The 23,491-nt window shown below is 51.1% G+C and carries 20 protein-coding genes; 11 read left to right on the forward strand and 9 right to left on the reverse strand.

Features of this window, described 5'->3' with window-relative positions:
* Positions 1-11 precede the first annotated feature (11 nt).
* Positions 12-1,091, forward strand: a complete 1,080-nt coding sequence (locus EM595_RS18325; protein ID WP_067436189.1) for a mechanosensitive ion channel family protein — start codon at positions 12-14, stop codon at positions 1,089-1,091.
* A 424-nt stretch (positions 1,092-1,515) separates the two neighbouring features.
* Here the strand turns inward: EM595_RS18325 and EM595_RS18330 are convergent, their stop codons facing one another.
* Positions 1,516-2,421 carry a LysR family transcriptional regulator gene (locus tag EM595_RS18330; RefSeq protein WP_067436192.1) on the reverse strand — a complete coding sequence of 302 codons (906 nt, stop codon included), beginning with the start codon at positions 2,419-2,421 and terminating at the stop codon, positions 1,516-1,518.
* A 170-nt stretch (positions 2,422-2,591) separates the two neighbouring features.
* Between EM595_RS18330 and EM595_RS18335 the strand changes: the two genes are divergently transcribed.
* On the forward strand, positions 2,592-3,647 hold the full coding sequence (locus EM595_RS18335) for an aldo/keto reductase (RefSeq protein ID WP_067436195.1): 1,056 nt from the start codon (positions 2,592-2,594) through the stop codon (positions 3,645-3,647).
* A gap of 78 nt (positions 3,648-3,725) precedes the next feature.
* Positions 3,726-4,019 carry a DUF1330 domain-containing protein gene (locus tag EM595_RS18340; RefSeq protein ID WP_067436198.1) on the forward strand — a complete coding sequence of 98 codons (294 nt, stop codon included), beginning with the start codon at positions 3,726-3,728 and terminating at the stop codon, positions 4,017-4,019.
* 608 nt (positions 4,020-4,627) lie between these two features.
* Here the strand turns inward: EM595_RS18340 and EM595_RS18345 are convergent.
* On the reverse strand, positions 4,628-5,116 hold the full coding sequence (locus tag EM595_RS18345; protein WP_067436201.1) for a winged helix-turn-helix transcriptional regulator: 489 nt from the start codon (positions 5,114-5,116) through the stop codon (positions 4,628-4,630).
* 126 nt (positions 5,117-5,242) lie between these two features.
* On the opposite strand from EM595_RS18345, the gene EM595_RS18350 reads away from it, so the two are divergent.
* A complete protein-coding gene (locus tag EM595_RS18350) occupies positions 5,243-6,454 on the forward strand; it encodes an MFS transporter (protein ID WP_067436204.1) in 1,212 nt (403 codons plus the stop codon).
* Entirely contained in the window at positions 6,451-7,323 is an 873-nt protein-coding gene (locus EM595_RS18355; RefSeq protein ID WP_067436207.1) for an EamA family transporter, read from the forward strand. Before EM595_RS18350 ends, EM595_RS18355 begins: the two co-directional genes overlap by 4 nt.
* A 299-nt stretch (positions 7,324-7,622) precedes the next feature.
* On the opposite strand, the gene EM595_RS18360 is transcribed toward EM595_RS18355, so the two are convergent.
* Together EM595_RS18360 and EM595_RS18365 are read right to left on the reverse strand one after the other, a co-directional pair.
* Positions 7,623-8,375 carry an alpha/beta fold hydrolase gene (locus EM595_RS18360; protein WP_067436210.1) on the reverse strand — a complete coding sequence of 251 codons (753 nt, stop codon included), beginning with the start codon at positions 8,373-8,375 and terminating at the stop codon, positions 7,623-7,625.
* A gap of 178 nt (positions 8,376-8,553) precedes the next feature.
* Entirely contained in the window at positions 8,554-9,126 is a 573-nt protein-coding gene (locus tag EM595_RS18365) for a TetR/AcrR family transcriptional regulator (protein ID WP_067436212.1), read from the reverse strand.
* A 130-nt stretch (positions 9,127-9,256) separates the two neighbouring features.
* Here EM595_RS18365 and EM595_RS18370 point away from each other — a divergent pair, with 130 nt between their 5' ends.
* Positions 9,257-10,666 carry an amidase gene (locus EM595_RS18370; protein ID WP_067436215.1) on the forward strand — a complete coding sequence of 470 codons (1,410 nt, stop codon included), beginning with the start codon at positions 9,257-9,259 and terminating at the stop codon, positions 10,664-10,666.
* Positions 10,667-10,837: 171 nt separating this feature from the next.
* Here the strand turns inward: EM595_RS18370 and EM595_RS18375 are convergent, their stop codons facing one another.
* Both EM595_RS18375 and hprR read right to left on the reverse strand, forming a co-directional pair.
* On the reverse strand, positions 10,838-12,193 hold the full coding sequence (locus EM595_RS18375; protein ID WP_067436217.1) for a heavy metal sensor histidine kinase: 1,356 nt from the start codon (positions 12,191-12,193) through the stop codon (positions 10,838-10,840).
* Positions 12,186-12,866 (reverse strand): response regulator transcription factor HprR, encoded by a 681-nt coding sequence (gene hprR, locus EM595_RS18380; RefSeq protein WP_067436220.1) that lies wholly within the window; start codon positions 12,864-12,866, stop codon positions 12,186-12,188. Before hprR ends, EM595_RS18375 begins: the two co-directional genes overlap by 8 nt.
* Positions 12,867-13,108: 242 nt before the next feature.
* Here hprR and EM595_RS18385 point away from each other — a divergent pair, with 242 nt between their 5' ends.
* Positions 13,109-13,600: a GlcG/HbpS family heme-binding protein gene (locus EM595_RS18385; RefSeq protein ID WP_067436223.1), complete on the forward strand. Its 492-nt coding sequence runs from the start codon at positions 13,109-13,111 to the stop codon at positions 13,598-13,600.
* Between the two features lie 325 nt (positions 13,601-13,925).
* Here the strand turns inward: EM595_RS18385 and EM595_RS18390 are convergent, their stop codons facing one another.
* Positions 13,926-14,450, reverse strand: a complete 525-nt coding sequence (locus tag EM595_RS18390) for a phenolic acid decarboxylase (protein ID WP_067436226.1) — start codon at positions 14,448-14,450, stop codon at positions 13,926-13,928.
* 510 nt (positions 14,451-14,960) lie between these two features.
* Here EM595_RS18390 and aspT point away from each other — a divergent pair.
* From aspT to EM595_RS18405, 3 genes are all read left to right on the forward strand, one after another.
* Positions 14,961-16,652 carry an aspartate-alanine antiporter gene (aspT, locus tag EM595_RS18395; RefSeq protein WP_067436229.1) on the forward strand — a complete coding sequence of 564 codons (1,692 nt, stop codon included), beginning with the start codon at positions 14,961-14,963 and terminating at the stop codon, positions 16,650-16,652.
* A gap of 34 nt (positions 16,653-16,686) precedes the next feature.
* Positions 16,687-18,312 (forward strand): bifunctional aspartate transaminase/aspartate 4-decarboxylase, encoded by a 1,626-nt coding sequence (locus EM595_RS18400; protein WP_067436232.1) that lies wholly within the window; start codon positions 16,687-16,689, stop codon positions 18,310-18,312.
* A gap of 439 nt (positions 18,313-18,751) precedes the next feature.
* On the forward strand, positions 18,752-19,414 hold the full coding sequence (locus EM595_RS18405) for a DUF3313 domain-containing protein (RefSeq protein ID WP_067436235.1): 663 nt from the start codon (positions 18,752-18,754) through the stop codon (positions 19,412-19,414).
* 204 nt (positions 19,415-19,618) lie between these two features.
* Here EM595_RS18405 and EM595_RS18410 read toward each other — a convergent pair whose 3' ends face one another.
* Positions 19,619-20,851 (reverse strand): sensor domain-containing diguanylate cyclase, encoded by a 1,233-nt coding sequence (locus EM595_RS18410; protein WP_067436237.1) that lies wholly within the window; start codon positions 20,849-20,851, stop codon positions 19,619-19,621.
* Between the two features lie 550 nt (positions 20,852-21,401).
* On the opposite strand from EM595_RS18410, the gene EM595_RS18415 reads away from it, so the two are divergent.
* Positions 21,402-21,929: a P-loop nucleotide/nucleoside kinase family protein gene (locus EM595_RS18415; protein ID WP_067436240.1), complete on the forward strand. Its 528-nt coding sequence runs from the start codon at positions 21,402-21,404 to the stop codon at positions 21,927-21,929.
* Between the two features lie 109 nt (positions 21,930-22,038).
* Here EM595_RS18415 and EM595_RS18420 read toward each other — a convergent pair whose 3' ends face one another.
* A complete protein-coding gene (locus EM595_RS18420; RefSeq protein ID WP_157883937.1) occupies positions 22,039-23,025 on the reverse strand; it encodes an SEL1-like repeat protein in 987 nt (328 codons plus the stop codon).
* Positions 23,026-23,491: the final 466 nt, after the last annotated feature.

The following is a 23,491-nucleotide window of genomic DNA, read 5'->3' on the forward strand; positions in this document are numbered from 1 at the left end:
AAGGGAAAATAATGCCATTGATATTGGGTGAGTTATTTGGTGCGCCATCGTGGGTACCTGCCGTATTACTCGTCACACTTTCACTCGCACTGGGTTTTCTGTCGCGATTTATCATTCTCCGGTTCATCCGTTACTGGCAAAACCGCGACAGAAAGCTGTTCAAATCGCTGGAAAAACACCTTCGTGGATCGATGTTTCTTTTTATTCCTCTACTGTTGATGAGTGTAGGGGTTCATTATGTAAACATTCAGCCAGGGTCGATAGGTTTTATTACTGCCACCCTAAATGTATTTATTATTTTATCATTTTGCTCAATCTTGATTCGGTTGATTAATGTTGCACAGGATATGCTGTTCATCCGCTACGACATTAACCTGTCAAATAATCTCCGTGCCCGCAAAATTCGCACGCAGATCATGTACGTTAAAAAGGTCGCGATCGTCGTGCTGGTGACGTTCTGTGTTTCGTTGATTCTGCTAAGTTTTCCAGGGGTGCGAAAATTCGGTACAACAATTCTCGCTGGTGCCGGTGTCGCCGGAATAATCATCGGTTTCGCGCTACAAAAGTCGCTCGTTAACCTGTTTGCCGGTATCCAGATAGCCTTTACACAACCCATTAAAATTGATGATGCGGTTGTCGTTGAAAAAGAATGGGGCTGGATTGAAGAGATAAACCTGACTTATGTGGTGGTGCGTCTCTGGGATCTGCGCCGACTAGTTTTACCTATTACCTACTTCACAGAAAATCCGTTTCAAAACTGGACGCGAAATAATGCGCAGATTTTAGGCTCTGTTTTTCTTTATCTTGATTACGCTATGCCGTTAGAGCCGCTGCGTGCGCATTTTGAAAAAGTACTGAGTGAAACAAAACTCTGGGATCAGCAAACGCAGGTGCTGCAGGTTACCGATACCACTGAAAAAACCATGACTATCCGGTTATTGATGACGGCGCAGAATTCTCCTACTGCCTGGGATTTACGCTGTCACGTGCGGGAAAAAATGATTGAGTTTATTCAAAAGAATTACCCTCAAGGTCTTCCACAGTTGAGGGCAACACTGACCGATTCCGGCGTTCGCGAGCTCGACAATTAAGCACTCGCGTTAATATAAGGTGGACCGTACAGCGATGATAAGCAGGATGCATAAACGCTGTACGTCCACTTCTCATTTATCGTAGATGATTATTCCCGGGTAAGTTTGCATCAGAAGCGGACATGACTGTTTCTCAGTGTGTTAATGAAGGCTAACCAGGCCACTTAAGCGTTTAGAGTGTGAGAGACCGGGTAGTTATCGAGGGAAACAGGTATCGATAAATTAAAAAAGTTAAATACTTCGCCTTTCACGACGCTTTTTTTGACGTCTCCATAAGGGAGTTAAGATAATCCTCCCCGACACACTCAGAAAGAAAATCATTATATCCTCGGTCATCCGCCGAACGCTGGGTAATGCCCGCAGGAAGCACAATGTACCCACACCGCCACCTTCATTTTGCCTGTAGCGAAAATCAGTGCTGACGTTAGTCAAAATAAGGTTTTAAGATTTCTTCAGTCCAGTTCATAAAGGCTCTGACACGCTGCGATAAATTGCGCCGGTGGGCGACAACAAATGAGGCCGTGAGCGGTTCGGGGCGCAGATCGGGCAACACCTCAATCAGGGCGCCGCGTTTAATATGCGGTAAAAGCGAAGAATACCCTCCCTGGATCAGGCCCAAACCCGCCAGCCCGGCATCGTGATAAGCCGGTACGCTATTGACCCGTATTGCCCCGGGTAACATCAGCGATTTATAGCCATCATCCGTGGGATATTCCCATCCGTCAGGTTTCGCGCCAAAATTCCGCATGTAATAAACCATCCGGTGTCCCTGACTGAGGAGATCGTTTTTTGTGTTCGGCACGCCAAAGCGAGCGAGATAGGCCGGACTTGCTGCATTGATCATGCGCAGATGCCCCAGCGGCCGGGCAATAAGTGTGTCATCCACGATGGGCCCCAGACGCACCACACAGTCAAATCCTTCCAGAACCAAATCGACACGGCGATCGGTACTTGAAAGCTCAATCTCCAGTTCAGGGTGCGCTTCCAGTAATTGTGGCAGGGCAGGAATGACCACGCTTTGCGCCAACACAGCTGGCATATCAACGCGCAACCGACCGCGCAGTGCCATACCTGCATCGGTAAACATTGAATGCAGTTCTTCTGCCTCTGATAACAAGTCTCGCGCGCGCGAATAAAACGCCCTGCCATCTTCTGTCAGTTGCACAGTTCGCGTGGTGCGGTGCAGAAGCGTGGCACCCAGATCGCGCTCAAGCTCACGAACCACCGTTGAGACACGTCCTTTCTGAATGCCCAGGCTTTCTGCTGCCTGCGTAAAGCTCTTCATTTCTGCTACGCGCGTAAAAATGTTCAGCGCTTCGAGATTCTTCATTGTTCACTCTCAGGATAACAGTGCGTTATTTTTCACGCTATTTATGTCGATAGTAATACTTAATAGACTACTTTCACACCGCGTTGAACGGCACGTTGTAATGGCACAGAGCGCCGCGCCGTTTCATCCCGCCCGCACCGAACATCGTTAAATAAAAAGGCGAAACCACAGTGGAATATAATCAGCTTGGCCGAACCGGCCTGTTCGTTTCGGAATTATGTCTCGGCACCATGACCCTGGGCGGCAATACAGATGCGGGCATGTGGTCCGCCGTGGGAGCGGTCGCACAGGATGAAGCGAACCAGCTCATTGCGCGGGCATTGGCGAGCGGCATTAATTTTATCGATACTGCCGATATTTACTCTTTCGGCCAATCTGAGCGTATGACAGGCGCAGCGCTGAAAGCGCTTGGTGTGAAACGTAGTGACATCATCCTCGCCACAAAAACCGGCGGCGTGACGGGTACCGGCCCTAACGATAAAGGGGCATCACGCGGGCATATCATGGATTCAGTGCAGAAAAGCCTGGAACGACTGCAGGTCGATCATATTGACCTGTTGCAGATACATGCCAGCGATCCGGTCACGCCCGTTGAGGAAACGCTGCGGGCGCTTGACGATCTGACCCGACAGGGGCTGGTTCGTTATGTGGGTGTTTCGAACTGGGCCGCTGGCAAGCTGGGTAAATCGCTTGGCCTGAGCGAAGCGCTACACGCAACGCGGTTTGAAACGCTTCAGGCCTATTATTCCATTGCCGGACGTGACGTCGAGCGGGAGCTGATACCGCTGGCGCGTGAAGAGAAAATGGGACTGCTTGTCTGGTCGCCGCTCGCGGGCGGATTACTGACCGGAAAATTTGGTCCTGGAGCAGCAGCGGAAAGCGATGCCCGTCGTAGCACATTCGATTTCCCACCCGTTGATCGCGACCTGGCGTGGAAATGCGTTGCTGCCATGCGCGATATGGCAACCCAACACGCAGTATCAGTCAGCCGGATCGCACTCGCCTGGTTACTGGCAAAACCCGACGTTACCAGCGTGATTATTGGTGTGAAGCGGCTCGCCCAGCTCACGGATAATCTTGGCGCTACCGACGTTGTTCTGACCGCTGAGGAACTGGCACACCTTGATGCGATAAGCGCGATGCCGCCTCATTATCCGGGATGGATGATCGACCATCAGGATGCTGAACGCTTCCCGCAACCTTTCACTTTTACTGCACAGAATTAAACCCACCGTTTCAGCTTAAGCGCGACTGTCTGTGTGCTTATGCTGAAATATATCGTCACCTACCCAGGATAAAGAAAAATGAATAAAGGTTATTTAATCGCGCATGTCACCGTATCAGACCCTGTCGCTTACTCTGAATATGCCCGCGCCGCCGGAGAGGCAATGCAGGAATTTAATCCTAAAATCATTGCCTGGTCTGGGCAGTATGAAAATCTTGAGGGCGAGTCGCATGAACGGCATGTGGTTTTTGAATTCGCTTCTTTTGATGAGGCCAGGCGCTTCTATAAAAGCCCTGGATATCAGGCGGCCAGATTACTGCGTGCAGGTGCGGCAACCGGAACTTTTGTCCTGGTTGAAGGACCTGAGGGTTAATTACTGAATTCAACATTTTTGCTTAAAGCAGATCGTCCGCTGGACCGTCTGCTTTATGTCCGCCTGAATATCTGAATACAATCGTCCCGCAGCTTAACAGCGTTAAATCAAGGCCATGGCGGTTTCTCAGTGAGGGAGTATTGAAAAATGGAACACTAAAATGAGCATTTATCTCAAAGATTTTATCGATAGTTTTATTGAAAGGAAAATAAAAGCAGATGAATTTGCTGGCTGCTATATGTCTAAGTAGCGATACGAGCGAGATAGTGATCTTCTCAGCAAAGATGAGAATCATTTAAGCGTATTGTCATTGAATATTTTTTGACTGGCTGACATGTACAATCCTGATGAAGATCGCAAAGAATATGAGTTCAATGAAGATCCATTACGTGATCAGATCGAAAAACTCAACCTGGATTATTGAGATAAAGATTCTTTATTTCTGGTCCACATTGTCGGGATTGTTTTATCCGCTGTTAGCCAAAGGGTTGTTTACCCCACTTAAAACCGGTGCATCGCTTCTGAAGAGGCCTTCACCGTGGTGAGCAGGCTTTTACCATCGCCGAAAAACCTTGCGGATAATTCTCCTTCTGATACCGCGATTGTTGTTAACTAACCGGCGGATCGCACAGAGGATTAGCACTCTCGCCTGAAATTACACGCCGCCGATGGCAGTCGCCAGGCCCCAGCGTGTTGCCGTCGCATGAACGAACCTCCAGCGGCTGAACAGGTTCTCCATGCGTGTTATCAACAAGGACAGAATGTATTTCGCCCTCCTCAAACATGTAACGCTCTCCCCACTGGCGCAGCGCCACGACGATGGGGAAAATAGTCCGCCCTTTGTCGGTAAGCACATATTCGCCATACGCGCTGCCGTCTGAGGCGGGACAGATCTCAAACACACCGACATCAACCAGCTGTTTCAGTCGGGAAGAGAGAATATTTTTGGCCAGCCCCAGGTTCTTCTGGAACTCACTGAATCGGCGTACATCATCAAACGCCTCACGGATAATCATCAGGCACCAACGTTCACCAATTGATTCCAGTGTTCTTGCTACCGGACATTCGCTGGTTCTGAGTGATTCCTGCTTTGCCATCCGTTTTCTCTCTACATCTGCTTTTGATGATTACAGCATAGCGCCCCGAGAAAGAGGTTGCAAAAAAAAACCACTCAGGTAAGTTCTGGCTAACGTAGTTTCAAAAAGAAACCAGAGAGGGACGGTATGCGCGATAAGGCGGACAACAATTCTGTCGTTGAGATTCAAGCGCCTGTAACAAGTGCCACGGTGCTGACACCGGGGATAACATTTTTGTTCTCATTCACTTGTGCTCTGGCGGTGGCAAATGTCTATTCTGCTCAGCCGCTGCTTGAATCAATGGCAACCAGCCTGAAAGTAGAGCCCGCTATCATAGGCAGCGTCGTCACCTTAACCCAAACCGGTTATTTAGCGGGTTTACTCTTTCTGGTTCCCCTCGGCGACCGGATAAACAGAAAAACACTCGTGATCATGCTGCTGTTGCTTTCCGTGCTGGCGCTGGTAATGGCAGGATTATCAAAGAATCTGCCGATTCTGCTTGGCGCGATGCTATTAATCGGCTTAATGGCCGTCGTGGTTCAGCTCATGGTTGCCTGGGCAGCGATACTGGCAGCGCCTGACAGACGCGGCATGGCGGTGGGTAACGTCACCAGCGGCATCGTTTTGGGGATCCTGCTGGCCCGCTTCATCTCTGGAACCCTTGCCGACCTGGCCGGCTGGCGGGCGGTTTATCTTATTGCTGCCTGCCTGATGTTGCTAATAGCATTACTCTTTATGAAAGTGATGCCAGCGTCGTTGCCGCAGGCAAAAACACCCTCTTATCTCTCTCTTTTGCTGGCTGTTTTTCGCCTGTATATCACGGAACCTCAATTGAGAACGCGTGGCGTTTTGACTCTGCTTATCTTTGCGGCTTTTAGCATGCTCTGGACCACAATGGTGATGCCGTTAACGGCCATGTCGCTGTCACATACGCAGACAGGCATGTTTGGTTTAGCGGGCATAGCGGGTGCGCTGGCGGCCTCAAAAGCGGGATTATGGGCAGACAAAGGCAACGGACAGCGCGCTACCGGATTGGCGCTGATAGTGCTAACACTCTCATGGCTGCCCATCGCGTATACCGAAACCTCCCTGCTGTGGCTGATTATCGGCATCATCATGCTGGACTTCGCGGTACAGACCGTTCATGTAATCAATCAGAGCGTCATCATTGCTGACAGGCCAGCAGAGGCGAGCCGCCTCGTCGGTGCTTATATGTGTTTTTATTGCGTTGGCAGCGCCTCTGGTGCCCTTGCCGCAACGCAGCTTTATGCGCTCTGGGGATGGCAATCCGTCTGTATTGCCGGTGCTTTGGTGAGTGCCTGTGCTTTTATCCTGTGGGCAGGATTATCCAGATCATGAAATTACATCATCTGCTGCTTGCGATTCTGATCACGGCGATTTGGGGCGTTAACTTTTCAGTGATTAAGCTGGGCCTGAGTTCTGTGGATCCGTTAATTCTGGCCGGTATACGCTTTACCTTATGCGCCTTGCCCGCGTTATTCTTTATAAAAAAACCGGATGTCGCGTGGCGCTATATCATCAGCTATGGCCTGGTTTTTGGCATAGGTTTATGGGGATTGGTGAACTTAGGAATTAAAGCCGGGCTTTCTGCCGGAATTGCATCGCTATTGCTGCAATTCAGTGCCTTCTTTACGCTCTTATTAGGAAGTTTAGTATTTAAAGAGCGACTCAACCGCTATCAAATTGCGGGTTTTACTGTCGCCTGTTCGGGATTAATGTGTATTGTCTTTATTACCGATGGCTCCGTTACTCTTACAGGTACGCTGCTGGTATTGGCAGGCGCAATAGCCTGGAGTATCGCCAATATTATCAATAAGCATTCGGGTACAACGCAGATATTTTCCTTTCTGGTATGGTCGAGCGCCTTTTCTCCGATTCCGCTTTTCGTGCTGGACTGGCTGGTCAACGGTAGCAACGGATACGCGGCGTTAGTCACTCATATTGATTATCGCGCTGTGCTGTCAATCCTCTTCCAGGTCTATCCTAATACGCTGTTTGGCTATTGGGTATGGAATTCCCTGCTTAAGCAATATCCACTCTCCACCGTGGCGCCCTTGTCGCTGTTGGTGCCGGTGTTCGGAATTTTGGGATCCATGGCGATATTTGGAGAAAATATCTCGTGGATAAAAATTCTTGCCCTGCTGCTGATTATTTCCGGGCTGATTACAGGATTGTATGGCCAGCGCCTGACGCGATTTTTACGCTAAAAAGCGTTGATTTAACACGCCACAGTTTACTGCAGAACGTCGTTCGCATCTGCGTCATCTCCAGCTCGGATGCCCATACCGGCCCCCTTGTCGTGAGTATCAGACAACCCGGCATTACCGGCAGACTCAGCGGTTTGGCTGTCTCATATTCCGCCTCAACCAGCCTGTTGCCGCTCGGAATAATGACCGCTGCCGAGCTACACTTTCTCTCCACGCTCAAAACGTTCCCTGACACTTGCTCACTGGCCGCATTGTGCCAGAAGCGGATGTTAGCAAAGCTATCAGAATTTATATTTTGATTAACAGACTACAGGCGACATTGAAGCTCCCTGGGATCGAATAAATTTAGAAATTTCATTTATTGATGTTTTGCCCGGATGGTTTACTTCACTCAGATGATCTCCCTTTCCAGTGATTATTGTTAAACCATGTTGTTGTGCTATCTCAGCCATAGATGCGTAATAAGGATCGCGAGCGCCTGCCCAAAGCAGAATGGGTGTCTTATAAGGGAATAAGGCTTCTTTTTTTTCAGAGTACTTTCTTAATTCATTGAAAAAGCATCTTGCACTTTCTTGATCGTCTGGCGAAAGACCAGAAGTAAGCTCTGGTGCTGTGCTTCTTGCATAAGACATAAACATATCAAAACTAAGTTTGCCTTCAGGTGTATCAGGAAGGCCGTTCCTGAAATCCCATCCGCCTAAAACAACAGAGTTAAGCCGTTCTGAATAGTGGTTCAGGAGGCCTAATGCTGCCCATGCGCCGGAGGAATATCCTATAATATGCGCTTTTTCATAACCCAGCTCATCCATAATTTTCACAATGGATAATGCCTGATTTTGTTGTGTATATAATTCCTGCAGTTGTGGCTTTTCGCTTTCGCCGTGGCCTAAAAGATCCGGACAAACAACGTGAAAAAATGGACTAAAGAAGGAGCTTAAGCCATTATTTATCCATGATTTCCCGTCCATCAGGAGACCGTGAAGCATTATAATTAATGGCCCCTTTCCTTCGGAAACATATGACAACTGAGGTATGCCTGACGTAAGTAACATATATGTCCCTTTAACTCTACATTGGACAGAAAGCATACACGCCCCCTTACAAGCTCCTCAATAGATAATCTCATGACCGTCCGCCTTTCACTCATAGCGGACATTCCCCTATCGTCAGTTTACTTCGAACCAGAAGCACATATAAATTAATACACAGCTCTCTAAATCACTCAAAAATTCAGTTCTGAGTGGAAGGCAGCAAACCCGCAAGCTTGTATCCCTCGATAAGTTCATCAAAGAGCTTGATATCGTTCCGGCTTCTGGCCATTAGCTGAGCGCCGGCAATAGCGGAAAAAATCGCGCCTGCCCGAAGTTTGCTGTCTTGTGTCGCTGTGATATTCGCTTCAAGTAGCTGCGTTGCCAGCCAGTCGATATTGACATCAGAGAAGGTCTGCACTTCCACTTTCACCGCCTCCGGCAGATCATCATATTCAGCAGACATAAAGCTTCCCATGCAGAGCCGGTTTCCGGCTTCCAGCGAACGGCGAAATATCTCCGGGTAGCGGCCCAGGCTGCTTAACGCGTCGCCAGCTGCTTCCCGAATCATTTCAAGGTCACGAGCCGTGTCTTCCCAGTAGCGTCTGGCTACAGCAGCACCCAACTCGGCCTTGCTGGGAAAGTGATAGTAGATGCTGGCCGCCTTAATACCCACTTCGCCCGCCAGTCCACGAATGTTCAGGCCGGTGTAGCCGTGGGCCTGCGCATTCAACCGCGCTGCATTCAAAATTTCATCCCGGGATGTTTTGCTCATCGTTTACGCCTCGCAGAGTGTCATGCACTAATTCTAACATGTGTTAGGTAGGTATTGACACACTTGCTATAACAGGACTAGTCTCTACCTACCAAACGTTAGGTAGTTTTTATTCCTGAGAGGATTTATTATGAGCAAAGAGATTTTTTATGCAGATGCAACTCGCCTGGCGAGCATGATCCGCAATCGCGATCTTTCCCCTGTCGAGGTTATGCAGGCACACATCGACCGTATTGCTGCAACCAATCCCGACGTCAATGCCGTGGTGTCACTCGCAGAAGACGCCATGAATCAGGCTGCCGCTGCCGAAGCAGCCGTGATGCGCGGTGAAGAACTTGGGCCGCTGCACGGCGTGCCTTTTACCGCTAAGGATTCCATTGATACCGCAGGCGTACTGACACAGCGCGGCTCACCGATTTTCAAAGGTCGTCGTCCTGATGAAGATGCCACTAGCGTGGCGCGTCTTAAAAAGGCGGGTGCTATCCTGCTGGCAAAAACCAACCTGCCGGAATTTTCATACTGGATTGAAAGCGATAATCTGCTCTCCGGCCGCTCCAATAATCCCTGGGATTTGACCCGTACGCCTGGCGGTTCAAGTGGCGGCGAGTCTGCCGCTATTGCCGCAGGCATGTCGCCTTTGGGACTGGGCACCGATCTCGCCATATCGATACGCGGACCCGCGGCACAGACAGGCATAACGTCGATGAAGGCGACCCACGGCAGCGTGCCAATGACCGGTATCTGGCCGCGCGCCCCTTGCCGGTTCTGGCACGTTGGCCCGATGGCTCGTTCAGTACGCGATATTGCGCTGGCTTTTTCTCAGCTTTCGGGACCCGACGGCCATGACGCCTTCTCAAGTAACGCGCTGGTGTATGTTGATGGGTTGCCGCTTATCACATCCCGTCCGCTGCGCATTGGCTGGATGACCGGTCCGGGACTGGGTCCGGTCGATCCGCAAGTGGCGGCGGTGGTGAAATCAGCAGCGCATTCACTGATGGCACCGGGCATCGTCGTCGAGCAGGTCGGTATTCCAGCACTCGAGCGGGATTTTGCCCTCGAGGTGTTTAACCGAATCCACGTAATGGAGATGAAACCCGCATTTGCCGCGGCAACGGCGGGTCGACATCCTGACGAACTTTACAAGATGGCGAAAACGATGCTGTCGATGCCTGATACATCCCTGTCTGACTTTATTGATGCGGAGCAGGCTGCTGAAAGATTACGTGACGGGTTTGCTGAATACTTTTCACACTATGATGCGCTTATCACCCATGTTCTGCCCATTCCTGCGCACAAACATGGCGTGGAAAAATTTGTTATCGATGGCCACGAAGTAGATGCCACCTATTTGCAGGGTGCCACGGTACCGCTGAATGTCACTGGGCTACCGGGCGTCGCGCTGCCGTTCGGTAAAAGTCATGAAGGCATGCCCATCAGCGTGCAAATTGTGGGTAAATGGCACGATGAACGAACCATTCTGCATATTGCTTCTCTGCTGGAAGCCGTCAGCCCGCTAAAAGACGCTCATCCATCACTTTAAAAAATGAAAACGCCCTGCAAATTCTGTGGGGCGATTTTACGTTTTCGGGCAGGCTGGTGAGTTAGCCTGCTAATGCCGCAGGCAATGGCGTCTTCTTCTCCTGCAACACTCATCTGAGAGCAGCTTTTGCGCCTGTGGCCAACGGCCAGCAACCGAATCAATCTGCGGCTATCAGGCCAGCAGCCGCAGGCCAAAAATAGTGTGCCCTTTCTCATGTCGGTAATAAGCAAGCCCGCCATGTAATGTGGCGATGGCGTACACCAAAGAGAGTCCGAGCCCGCTTCCGGAAGTATGGCGGACATTATCGCCGCGCCAGAATCGCTCGAATAATTTATCCGGATCGGCAATAACGTCACCGGCGTTCGACACCTCAATATCAACGTATTCAGCACGATGATACGTGCTAATCACAATCTGCCCTGGTGCCGGTGAATACCGTATGGCATTGATCAGCAGGTTGGTCATTGCACGCTGGAACAGCATTTTATCCGCGGTGACGCTGCCTTCGGCATTGAGTGCGATAACCATTCCCCGCTCTTCCGCGACCGGCTCCAGAAAGTCGATCAGCGTTTCCAGCGCGTCATGAAGTAAGAAGGCCTCTTTATTGAGCTGGATGTTGTGATGGGTGGCGCGGGCAAGAAAGAGAATGTTTTCAGTCAGTCGTGACAGGCTTTCCAGCTCTTCAATGTTGCCTTCCAGCAGCGCCTGATATTCACTAACCGACCGCGCATGGCCCAGCGCCACCTGATTCTGGCCCAGCAGAACATTAATGGGCGTGCGTATTTCGTGTGCCAGATCGTCGGCAAACTGGGTCAGGCGGACGAAGTCAGTGGATAAGCTCTGACGCATCGCGTTAAGCGCTTTCCCCAAGGGCAGCAATTCCTGCGGGATAGCCTGCAGCGGCACCGGATGATTTAACCTGTCACTGGCGGTTTCCGCCACAATCTCACTCAGCCGCCCTATCGCCTTTAGTCCTCGGCGAATAAGCAGCGGGCTGACTGCGGCGCAGAGAAAAATAGCCGCCAGTGAGACCAGAATGCTTTGCTGACGATAGCGATCCAGCATCATCGCCCGCTCCCGCGCGACCCGGGCCAGCGTGATGGTAACCGGTCCGAGCGATGAGTTTGCCTGCAGGCTAAGCGCAGCCGCTTCCGTATGATCAGCATCCATCCAGCGATGCAGCTGTCGTGCATTCGGCGGGCTGTTTACCGGCGTGGGCGACATGTCAGGCAAAGCGACACCGGTGTGATTAATACTGACGTTCTGCTCATGCTGCGATCGGATGCTGAGGATATCCTGATGAATATCGACCATGCGGTTGAAATAGAGCGGCAACGAACTGGGATGGGCGCCATCTTCAAGCAGCTGCCTTAATTGCGCGGCGCGGTTGATCAGCGTCTGGTCGTCCCGCCACACCAGCTCACTGCGTAAGGCGTTGTAAAGTATCAGGCTAATACCGCCGCAGGCCATCGCCATGATCAGCGTAAAAATTGCTGTCAGCCGCAGCGTTAGCGACGCGCTATGCATTGTCAGGTGCCTTTTCCGACAGACAATATCCCATACCTCTTACCGTGGTGATGAGCTTATGAGTGAAAGGATCGTCGACTTTGCGGCGCAGGCGGCGAATGGCGACATCGACAATGTTGGTTTCACTGTCGAAATTGACGCCCCAGATTTCGCTGGCCAGCAGCGTGCGCGGCAAAATCTCACCGTGACGGCTGGCGAGGAGCCAGAGCAGCATAAACTCTTTGCGCGTCAGCGTCAGAGGTATACCGTCACGCGTGACCTGAAAGCGCGTGGAATCCATCACCAGATCGGCCACGCGCAGCACGCTGCTGTGCGGCTGTTGCTGTCGTAGCTGATTCCTTACCCGTGCCAAAAGCTCAGCAAATGAGAAAGGTTTGACCAGATAATCATTGGCGCCCAGCTCCAGCCCTTTAACGCGATCGTCCACTGAATCTCTGGCAGTCAGGCAAATCACGGGAACATTGCTGGCGGTGCGCAGCGTTCTCAGCACCTGCCATCCATCCATGCCCGGCAGCATGATGTCCAGAATGATCAGGCTGTAAGGATGCGACAACGCCAGATGCAGGCCGTCCCGCCCGTCAGCCGCGAAATCCACGATATAGCCCGCTTCTTCCAGCCCTTTCCGCACCCAGGCGCTGGCCTTCAGATTATCTTCGATCAGTAATAGTTTCATCGGCGCAGTTTGCCATGAAAGTCGTGTCCTCCCCAGCGTTTCAACGCCAGATGACAATACGGTCATCTTTCTGACAGGCAGTTGGAACCACCGTGCCGGTATAACAGCAGCGTGGTTAATCGTGGCGACCGCGTTTTGTCTGTGAAGTCCCGGTGAGACTTCGTGTCGCCATCCACATCTTTATATTCCGTTACTGCTGAGCCAGTACGGTTATTCTATCTATCGCGGGAGCTTAAAAATAAATGAAACGTTTACTGCTTGCACTGACGCTGGCAACCGGGCCAGGCATGGCATTTTCAGCTGAACCTGCAGCCGTCTATGACATGACTCAGTCCCTGAGTAATGAGCTGGCTACCGAAGCATTGTCGGTTTGCCATGGTATGAATCGTCAGGGCGTGGTGGCAGTTGTCGATCGCGGCGGTAACCTGGTGTCGATAATGCGGGATGATAACGTTGGACCGCACAATACGCAGGCTGCCTGGCGTAAAGCGTTTACGGCGCTCTCGACCAAAACGCCGACCAAACAGCTCACCACCAAGGCGCAATCCTCACCGGACAGCGTTAATCTCAATACCGTTAGCGATCTGTTGCTGCTCGGCGGCGGCGTACCGGTTAAATATCGCGGCCAATGGATCGGTGCCGTCGGCATGGCGGGCACCGGCGGCGCAGAATCTGACGATCGATGCAGCGCTGACGCGATTAAAAAAGTTCTTGGTGAAAGCCAACCGCAGTAATCACGCTAAACGTATGCCAGTCGCGCACTTTTACAGAGAAGGCGAGAAAGAGAACCTCTCTCGCCTTTTTAGTGACAGCACCAAGCCAGAGCACATGTTGGTTAGCCGAAAACAACAAGAAAACCGTGCCGCAACAACAGTTAACCCTGGCCTTATTATGCCGAGACTTTTTATATGTCACATTGCCCTATTACGCGGCAGTCAGAAAACCCTGATGGAATGAGGATAGGGGATAAAGGTTTCCATAGAAGAAACCTTTCAGGATGAGGCATGACGTTCAGCAATAATTACCCCGCCAGTGCATCTTTACTTCGGCAAGTAGCCCTTATTTCCCCTCAAAGAAATCATCTGGCAGCTGGCCCGGTGCCATGCTAATTACAGCATCGTTATCAGGACCTTCGTTCTTCATGTAAGTCACCCGGGCAAACTCAGGAATCACAACATAAGGATAAGCCGGGCCTTCGTCGCGAAAACGGTGCATATCGTCTATAAATTCGTTTTGATAACAGATGGTTTTTTCAGGGTGCTGGTTTTCACCGGCAATCCACTGCGGAAAGAAGATGGTGCCATGAATGATTTTTCTTTCAATATCGAACAACAGGCTGACGCAGGTTCCTGTCGGCTCGTGCCAGTCGACTTTATAAATGCCCGGCGCAAACTGCACAGCATTCATCGTTTGATGGGTCACCCATCGCCCCCCCACCAGCCCCTGATGTATGCGGTAATCACAGGTATTGTCATTTCGCGCATACCATTCGTATTTCCAGCCATTATCGTAGGTATAAACAAAATGCGTTCCCACAAAAGCGGATAAATCTTTTGCTATATCGTTTAATGATTCAGTGGACATTACGACCTCATATTCAAGCGAAGCGTGGATAAGCCGATTTTAATTCTCCAAACCTGTAAAACCTCCGCATCAGCACTAAAATTCAATAGTAAGCATCAGCGAGGATATTATCCAATAATGACGCAGGTAAAATTCATTTTCTAACTTATCAACAGGGAAATTCAGATCCAGATTGAAAGTCAATATTTGCGTATTACGCATAAGGCTTACAGCGTGAGCTTCCCGCTTAAATGACATCGCTGACATATTGCTGCAACAGGAATAAAACAATGAAAGCGATTGATTAATTTTCTTGTTTTAAATCATCCAATTAACCAATGTTATAATTAATTAAACACGGTCACTGTGATTGTTCACGCCTGTTTTTCCGACTTTTTCATTGCCAAAAAAATTTATAACGCTAATCTTTTATGAGCATTAAATATTGCCGCTTATCTTCACCTGATCGATCACTTTTCAGGTAATTCCATCTGCCTGAATCCCGAGAATCACTGTGCAGGATATTATTCTATGGGCTTGATGCATGAAGTTTTTCGTCTGTCGCCGGAGCTGGCTCTTTTCCTTTCTCTTGCTGCAGGTACGTGGATTGGTAAATTCAAACTGGGTGCCTTCCAGCTTGGTGGCGTAGCCGGAGCGCTATTGGTTGCCGTGCTGATAAGCCAGGTAGGCATTACTATCGACAGCGGGATTAAAAACGTTCTGTTTGCCGTGTTTATTTATGCCGTGGGCTTTGAAAGCGGGCCCAAATTTTTCTCCTCGCTGGGGCGACGAACATTGCGGGAAATTGCCCTGGCGCTGGTACTGGTTATTTCGTCATTAGCAACGATAGTGGTGCTGGCAAAAATCTTTGCGCTGGATAAGGGAATTGCCGCCGGTATTGCAGCGGGTGCACTCACTCAGTCAGCCATTATTGGCACCGCCAGTGCAGCCATCGCTAAATTAAATCTGGACCCGGCACAGCTCCAGCAGATGCAGGGTAATGTTGCGGTGGGATACGCGGTGACCTACATCTTCGGCTCGCTGGGCGCCATCATCATCTGCGTTAATATCCTGCCCAAAATCATGGGACGCTCAATCCGTGAAGATGCGATTAAAGCTGAACAGGAGATGATGCATGGTGCAATGGTTCTGGCGCCAGGCCAGGTGCCCGCATTACCGGATTTGGTCGGGCGCGTGTTTCTCGCCGGGCCGGTCGCTGGCAAAAGCGTGGCTCAGGTTGAAGCACTGGCTAATCCGCTTTTTCCGGTCACGCTCGAACGCATCAAACGCGACGATCAGGTTATCGCGGTCACGCCGGATATGGCGCTTAATGAGAATGATGTGCTGCTTCTGGTAGGCCGCCGCAAAGGTATCGTTGCCCTTGCGCCCTCGCTTGGCAAAGAGCTGGATGAGGAAGCGGGCCCGGCAATGACCATGAAAACCGCCGACGTTTTCCTCACCAATCCCGCGCTGATCGGCAAGCGTGTGGATGAACTGCGCGAACAGCTGTCGGCAGATGTCCGCCACGGTATTTATGTCACCGGCCTGAAGCGTGGCGAGACGGTGCTTCCCTTCAAAGATGACGTGGTGATAGAGCGCAATGACGTTGTGACGCTGTACGGCAGTGAGCAGGACATACAACGCGCTGTCGCCATGGCCGGACCGGCGCTGCTGAAAAGCCCAAAAACCGACCTGATGTTTCACGGCTTTGGCCTGGCGTTTGGTCTGTTGCTTGGCTTGCTGGTGCTGCGTATCGGCTCTGTGCCTCTGACGCTGGGCAGCGGCGGCGGTGCCCTGCTCGCGGGCTTGCTGTTTGGCTGGTATCAGGCGCGTAAGCCTCTGATCGGGAATATGCCGCTGCCAGCGTCCGGCTTGCTGCGCGACTTAGGGCTGGCAGGTTTCGTTGCCGTCGTTGGGTTACAGTCTGGCCTGCAAGCGGTTGAGACCGTCAAAAATAACGGCATCTCCATTTTCCTGATCGGCATCGTCGTCACGGTCGTCCCGCTGATGATCACGTTATTCATTGGCCGCTATCTGCTGCGCTATGACAACACGGCGATTTTTGCCGGTGCCTTATCCGGTACGCGCAGCGCAAATCCCGCCTTTGGGGAAATCCTCGATAAAGCGGGTAATGCCATTCCAACCGCTCCCTTTGCGGTGACTTACGGGCTGGCAAATGTGTTCCTCACCTTGCTTGGCCCGCTTATCGTCGCGCTGGTATGACGATGACCTGCTTTCTTATCCGGAGAGATCAACCATGTCGAATCCTTACGATAAATATGCATCACTCAGTCCTTTTGAACTCAAAGACGCACTGATAGAGCTGGCTTCTGGCAAACCCGATCGCATGATGCTGAATGCAGGCAGGGGAAATCCCAATTTTCTGGCTACCCTGCCGCGCCGGGCCTTCTGGCGCCTGGGATTATTTGCCACCGAAGAGGCTGAACGTTCCTATTCCTATTTGCCGCATGGCATTGGAGGAATACCGCGCAAAGAGGGTATCGAAGCGCGCTTTGATGCATTCCTGGCGCGGGGACATGAACAACCTGGCGTGGCGTTCTTATCGCGGGCGGTGAGCTATGTGCGCGATCAGCTGGGACTTTCCGCGTCTGATTTTTTACATGAGATGGTCGAAGGCATTCTCGGTTCAAATTACCCGGTTCCGCCGCGGATGCTGACCATCAGTGAAAAAATCACCCGTGAATTTATCGTCAAAGAGATGATCGGTGGCCTGATTTCAGCTGAAGATGTTGATCTGTTTGCAGTAGAAGGCGGGACGGCAGCCATGACCTACTTGTTCAACACGCTGCGCACCAACGGCCTGGTCACGGCTGGCGATAAAGTCGCCATGGGCGCGCCCATCTTCACCCCCTATATTGAAATCCCGCAACTGGAAGATTACCGTCTGGAAAGCGTGATGATCAACGCGTCACCGGAAGAGAACTGGCAATATCCGGATGAAGAGCTCGATAAGCTGCTCGATCCGGCAATCAAAATCTTTTTCTGCGTAAACCCGAGCAATCCTGCGTCGGTTAAAATGGACGAACGCACGCTGGAGAAAATGGTCAGCATCGTGGCGCAGCGCCCTGACCTGATTATTCTGACTGATGATGTTTATGGCACGTTCGCCAACAACTTCAAGTCGCTGTTTGCCGTCTGTCCGCAAAACACCATCCTGGTCTATTCCTTTTCCAAATACTTTGGTGCCACAGGCTGGCGCCTTGGCGTTATCGCGACGCATCAGAACAACATTCTTGACCAACAACTCAGTGAAATCAGTGATGCTGAAAAAAGCCGTCTCAATCATCGCTACGGTTCGCTGACACCGGATGTTCCGGCGTTGCGTTTTCTTGACAGGGTGGTGGCAGACAGCAGAAGTGTGGCGCTCAATCACACCGCCGGATTGTCCACTCCACAGCAGGTACAGATGGTGTTGTTTAGCCTGTTTGCCCTGATGGACGGGGATAATGGATACAAAGCGGCGGTGTCGCAGGTGATCCGCCGACGTCAGGCGGTGCTGTATCGTGAGTTAGGTATCACGCATATCGATACTGAAGAGGCTGTCGATTACTACACCCTGCTGGATCTCGAAGCGATATCCCGTCAGGTTTACGGTGATGAGTTTGCCGACTGGGTGAATGTCACGCTCAATCCAACGGATCTGCTTTTCCGTATTGCTGAGGAAACCGGGATCGTTATGCTACCTGGCAGAGGATTCGGTAGCCTGAAACCTGCTGGCCGCATCTCCCTGGCTAATCTCAATGAATACGAGTACGCCGCCATTGGTAAATCACTCAAAGGGATGATGGACCAATATCACGAAAAATACCGTTCCGGGCAGAAGAAAAATAAAAAGAAGGATAAGGTGAATAAAGGGAAATAGTCATCGGGAAGGGAAACGGCCACGTTTTCGATTCGCTAAAGGGTTAATGGATCAGGGCTGTTCAATCGCCCTGAAAACCGCCGTTTGCACTTGTAGTCAACGCGATGATACGCACGCTCCTGGCTTGTGCTTTATCAGGCATTCGCGATCGCCATGTCGCTTTACAGAGCCAATTTTATCTGCAGCCTCTGTATATAAATCAGGTTCGCTGGATAAGCATCCGCCTCAGGCGGATCTCATCCACAAGTGGATGCTCACCGTTTTAGCTAACTTACCAAACTGCCCCAAAATACAGACGATATATTCGCTAACGTTTTGGACACGGATATTGTGAGCATTTTTTTATTATGTGCTTCTGAGCACGTGTATTTCTGTTCTGATGGTAAGTTCTCAAGCCATCTCCTTTTACCCCATGATTTTCTGATTAAAGGAATGCCCAATGCCTATGCTGCGCCATTGCCTGACTGGCGGACTGATTATTGCTGCACTTGCCGGATGCTCATCGAAAGTGGCGGAAACCCAACAATATTCGGGTTTTTTACGCGATTATTCCCGGCTACAAGCTACGGACTCGCCGAGTGGACACCCGACGTTGCGCTGGATATCGCCCGATTATCATTCAGCTGATTATCAGGGCATTTATTACACGCCCGTTGTCTATTATCCGGCAGCAAAACCCACCGCGCGGGTCAGTCAGAGCACCCTGGAGAACCTGAAAAACTATGTCGACAGTCGGATGAAAGCGGCGGTGGCAAGGCATAAACCCCTGGTCGGTTCTCCAGGGCCAGGCACGTTGATTATGAAAACGGCGATTACCACCGTGAGTGCTGAGAATCAGGACATGAAGTTTTATGAAGTGGTGCCTGTTGCAGCAGTGGTCGCCAGTACCATGGCGGCATCCGGCCATCGTACGCAAAACAGCGTGCTCTATCTGGAGACACAACTGATTGATGCTAAAACCGGCAACGTCATGATGGAAGCCGTGCGCAAGGCTTACGGTAAAACCGTGCCGAACAACAGCGCACCCATCACCCTGGAAGATTTAAAACAAGGTGCAGATGAGATGATCAATGATGTGGCAGCCTTCCCGCCTAAATCCTGATCGATGCAGAGAAACCCTGAGCACTGGGCTACGGGCTTTTCGTCCATTGCGAACAGCCTGTTTTTACTCTGCTTTATCACGTTAAACGCGGGCTGGTCGAGAGAGTGAATATTGCCCCAACACGCCAGCCAGGCTGAACCAAACCATGATCAATAAAAGACATGGACTGAACGATCCTACTCGCCTGACGGCAGCGTCGCGGCCTTAATAAAACTGGTAGGCGCCATCGCGTCGTGCTTTTGCCTGGTACATCGCTTTGTCGGCATTTTCAAACAGCATTTGGGCCGATGCGGTGCCGGGCCGGGCGAGGCTGATGCCTATTGCCGCCCCGATCCGCACTTTCAAATTATTGATAGCAAAAGGCGCTTCCATGCTGTCGATAAGGCGCTGGGCGATAGCGGATGCCGCCTCGCGACTGTCGCACATGGCGGCTACCACAAATTCGTCCCCGCCCATTCGCGCCACTGAATCGCCCGGGCGCATACCGTGTTGCAGCCGTTCGCCGATCTGCTGCAGCAACAGATCCCCTGATGCGTGTCCCATAGAATCATTGACGGCTTTAAACCCGTTCAGATCGATAAACAGAACCGTGACCCAGGCGCTATCGTCGGCCTGCGCGAGCATGCTGTTCACCTGGTCGTTGATCCACGCGCGATTAGGTAATCCGGTGAGAATATCGCGGGTTGCCAGTTTCTCCAGCTCAAGAATTTTCTCTTTGTCGCGGGTAATGTCGCGCGACACCAGCACGGCACCGATATTTTTGCCGGTGGAAGGATTGCTGACGCTACAGGCTTTGGTGCCAAGGGTAATGTAATGGCCGTCGCGATGGCGCTTACGCACTTCGACAACGTCCGGTAACGCGCCGTTATTGAAGATATGCGCCAGCGCTTCGGAAGCGGAGGCGTAATCATCAGGATGCAGAAAATCCAGCACTCGCTGGCCAATCATTTCATCAGCCGACCAGCCGATCATTTTGCTGTAGGAAGGCGAGATCGAAACGTACCTGCCGTCTGAATCGCAATGGGCTATCAGATCGGTGCTGTTCTCAATCAACAGACGGTATTCCGCCGCCGTGCGCAGCGCATCTTCCAGCGCTTTGCGCTGTCCGGTGATATCAAAAATAAAGCCGTTATATTGCAGATGCGAAGCGCTGGGCTGGCTGTCCGGCAGGCCAGAAAAAATCACCCGCCGCGTCGTGCCGTCCAGACACTGAATCGGCAATTCAAAGTGAAAAGGCGTGACACCTTCCAGAGCCGCCGTCAGCTGCAATGCGATCTTCGCATCATCATCTGCCTGCGCGAGCCTCAGCCAGGCGCTGAGCGTGACGCCTTTCAATGCCGGCATCAGGCCAGCAGGACTTTCCTGACAGGCGATGCACAGGCCATGAGCGTCCGTGGACCAAATGGCAGAAAGGTCAGGCTTGATCGCAGTGCTCATGGTGGTCGAATCCGTTATTGGCTGGTGATACTGAATAAGCTTACTACTCGTCGTTAAAGACCGCTTATTGCCTTAACCTCTTTGGGAAGTATTACGGCAAGCGGTTCAGGGTCAAACGAATGTCCGTCATGCATCATGGCTGCCGCGGCGCGCGCCTCTTTGCTACAGAAAACAGGCGGCACGCTGTCGATGACGGGATTCAGGATTAAAGGTATTGATCTCCATTTATCGGCTGCGTAGCCGACAATCTTTAATAAACTCTGCGTGATGCTGATAGCGGAAAACAGGGTTGCATTTTAAACATGCTGGAAAGATCATCCCCTGCTGTTTTAGGGATATCCCTAACTATGTTGGCAGATCTTCCTCAGCCAAAAGCCTGCCGTGCAATGATGAACGTCGACGCTTTGTTCAAATTGATTTTAGAAAAGTGGATAACAGACAGGTTGCGCGCATGGCTCGTGACTGACACATCTTTCAATCGTCGATTTATGGCGTGGTTTACAGAGGTGTCTGGTTGAACGTCAACGTACCCTTTTCAACAGGAGTGACTATGTTCTTTATTTTCAGCGGCCTTCCGGGCTGCGGAAAAAGCACTATCGCGAAGAGACTAGCCGAAAGATTAAAAGCCGTTTATTTACGGGTGGATACGGTTGAACAGGCAATAAGGGCCGCATCGGAACATCCCAAAGAGATGGGACCTGAAGGCTATTTCATCCTCTATGAGCTTGCCCGGGACAATCTCAGGCTGGGTAACACGGTCATAACTGACTCAGTTAATGACCTCAACCTGATACGCGATATTTTCCGTGATATTGCAATATCGTTAGATGTCCCCTTCCTTGAAGTTGAAATTCTCTGTTCGGATCGCGTACAGCATCGTGCCCGTGTAGAGAAAAGGGTGTCCGATATTCCAGGGTTAAAAGTTCCTGACTGGAATGCCGTCATGAACCGACATTATGAGCCATGGAGCAGAGCGCATCTGCGGCTGGATACCGCAGAATTCACCCCAACGCAGTGCGTGGATAAAATCCTTGAAGCGCGTATTCCCTCCTCAGCAGCTAAAAAAATGTCGCCGTGAAGACGCCTCTTCGAGTTGTTGATACCTGTCGCCCGTTGGACCAGGCAAGTTTTTGTCGGAAACTTTTACAGGCAATCGATGTTTAAAACTGTCTGTTTCGCCAGGGCATTTAAAAATCACTTCCCTGCTCCGTTTCCAGCAATTTAAGCAGTTCCTTGTCATTCAGATGAAACGTGAGATTTTTCGGAAGCGGCAGGTCAAAATCCTTTAACTCGCTGAGCGGATAAAAGAAATTACGCTCATAGAATGCGTTAATAGCGGCAAGCTGAGGGACCTGCTCCAGCACCGGTGTTGCGGACGTATAGCCACGGCGCACACGGCCAATGGGCTCAAGGTACTGGATACATGACGCGCAGCCTTTATTGGCGCCTTTTTCCCACAACCGATAAGCATCCAGACGCCGTCCTTCCATCCAGGCCAGTTTACCCAGGCTCCTGTAGGCGGGGGCAAAACCTTGCTCCACTGCACACTCAAGCAGTTGTTTACCTACCGGATGAAGCACTTTAGCCTGCGGGACGATATTTCCTCCCACTAATGCCATCGCCTGCGGGCTTCCGCGGTCAACGGCGCCAGAGAGCAGTGCGTACATCGCGTTGTCATCACGGCCGTAAAGAGATGATCCGTATTTATAAGCCGCAATCGGCACACCCTGTTGAATGAGCGCCTGAAGTTTTTCTGAGGCGTTGACCCTTTCTGCAGGGCTGGCCGGATAACGCAGCGTCCAGACACTGTCGAGATAAACGGCCTTCCAGCTCCCCTCTTTTACCGCGTCAGCAAGCAAGCCCTCACGCTGCTTTTTATGTTCTTCATCCATCCAGAAGTTATCGATCTGGTCTCCTGCTAAGGCATATTCCACGAGTTGCCTGAAGGCCTCAGCTGCCGCAGGGGATTCCTTCGGTAAAAACGCGGCTTCGCTACGGCAAACAAACTTTTTATGGCTAAACTCTGCCAGCAGTTGTTTATCAACGGACAACTGCTCTGAACTGCCATACGAAGTCGGAGCGTGGTTGAAATCTTCTAATCTTTTTGCGGTGGCGGTGCCACAAGCCATGAATATAGCTGCAAAAATGAGCGCAAAACGCGGCATGCTGGTCATGATCGATCCCGAATGGTTTTAAGGGGTAGGCTTTAGCGCCACGTTCTCTGGAGTGCGGTAGTTTTCATTACTGTTTATCCCCAGCGCACAACACGGTTTCTCCTGCGCAGCGTGCGCCTGAGTTGGTTTAGCATGTCCATATTTGAAGTCTCTTTTGGGCTGAGTTTTGTACGATCCGCCTCAGGTTGGTAGCCACCTTTGAGCCATTAAAATGGCACAGGAAATCTCAATTGCAACGTGTTAGCGTCCGCTTCTCGCTCAAGGCGACTCATTGACTCCTGTCTGTGTTGATAAAACGCCTGGTCAGGGTTATTTTCCGTTTTCTAAGCGAATCCCCTGTGCTCTGTCACCCAGAGCACACCCTCCCTTGACGGCTTTTATATCAGTCCCTCTGGCTGGCGAATAAGAAGGAAAAAAGATGTTTTTCAGTGCGTTGGATGTTAATCAAACCGTACATCAATCGTCA

This window comes from Duffyella gerundensis, assembly GCF_001517405.1.
Taxonomy (GTDB): Bacteria; Pseudomonadota; Gammaproteobacteria; order Enterobacterales; family Enterobacteriaceae; genus Duffyella; species Duffyella gerundensis.

Coding starts and splice junctions, on each gene's coding strand:
- EM595_RS18415 (WP_067436240.1), top strand. CDS start 21,402: ATGTTCTTTATTTTCAGCGGCCTTCCGGGCTGCGGAAAAAGCACTATC.
- EM595_RS18355 (WP_067436207.1), top strand. CDS start 6,451: ATGAAATTACATCATCTGCTGCTTGCGATTCTGATCACGGCGATTTGG.
- EM595_RS18390 (WP_067436226.1), bottom strand. CDS start 14,450: ATGTCCACTGAATCATTAAACGATATAGCAAAAGATTTATCCGCTTTT.
- hprR (WP_067436220.1), bottom strand. CDS start 12,866: ATGAAACTATTACTGATCGAAGATAATCTGAAGGCCAGCGCCTGGGTG.
- EM595_RS18400 (WP_067436232.1), top strand. CDS start 16,687: ATGTCGAATCCTTACGATAAATATGCATCACTCAGTCCTTTTGAACTC.
- aspT (WP_067436229.1), top strand. CDS start 14,961: ATGGGCTTGATGCATGAAGTTTTTCGTCTGTCGCCGGAGCTGGCTCTT.
- EM595_RS18325 (WP_067436189.1), top strand. CDS start 12: ATGCCATTGATATTGGGTGAGTTATTTGGTGCGCCATCGTGGGTACCT.
- EM595_RS18330 (WP_067436192.1), bottom strand. CDS start 2,421: ATGAAGAATCTCGAAGCGCTGAACATTTTTACGCGCGTAGCAGAAATG.
- EM595_RS18365 (WP_067436212.1), bottom strand. CDS start 9,126: ATGAGCAAAACATCCCGGGATGAAATTTTGAATGCAGCGCGGTTGAAT.
- EM595_RS18360 (WP_067436210.1), bottom strand. CDS start 8,375: ATGTTACTTACGTCAGGCATACCTCAGTTGTCATATGTTTCCGAAGGA.
- EM595_RS18410 (WP_067436237.1), bottom strand. CDS start 20,851: ATGAGCACTGCGATCAAGCCTGACCTTTCTGCCATTTGGTCCACGGAC.
- EM595_RS18345 (WP_067436201.1), bottom strand. CDS start 5,116: ATGGCAAAGCAGGAATCACTCAGAACCAGCGAATGTCCGGTAGCAAGA.
- EM595_RS18375 (WP_067436217.1), bottom strand. CDS start 12,193: ATGCATAGCGCGTCGCTAACGCTGCGGCTGACAGCAATTTTTACGCTG.
- EM595_RS18370 (WP_067436215.1), top strand. CDS start 9,257: ATGAGCAAAGAGATTTTTTATGCAGATGCAACTCGCCTGGCGAGCATG.
- EM595_RS18405 (WP_067436235.1), top strand. CDS start 18,752: ATGCCTATGCTGCGCCATTGCCTGACTGGCGGACTGATTATTGCTGCA.
- EM595_RS18420 (WP_157883937.1), bottom strand. CDS start 23,025: ATGACCAGCATGCCGCGTTTTGCGCTCATTTTTGCAGCTATATTCATG.
- EM595_RS18350 (WP_067436204.1), top strand. CDS start 5,243: ATGCGCGATAAGGCGGACAACAATTCTGTCGTTGAGATTCAAGCGCCT.
- EM595_RS18340 (WP_067436198.1), top strand. CDS start 3,726: ATGAATAAAGGTTATTTAATCGCGCATGTCACCGTATCAGACCCTGTC.
- EM595_RS18385 (WP_067436223.1), top strand. CDS start 13,109: ATGAAACGTTTACTGCTTGCACTGACGCTGGCAACCGGGCCAGGCATG.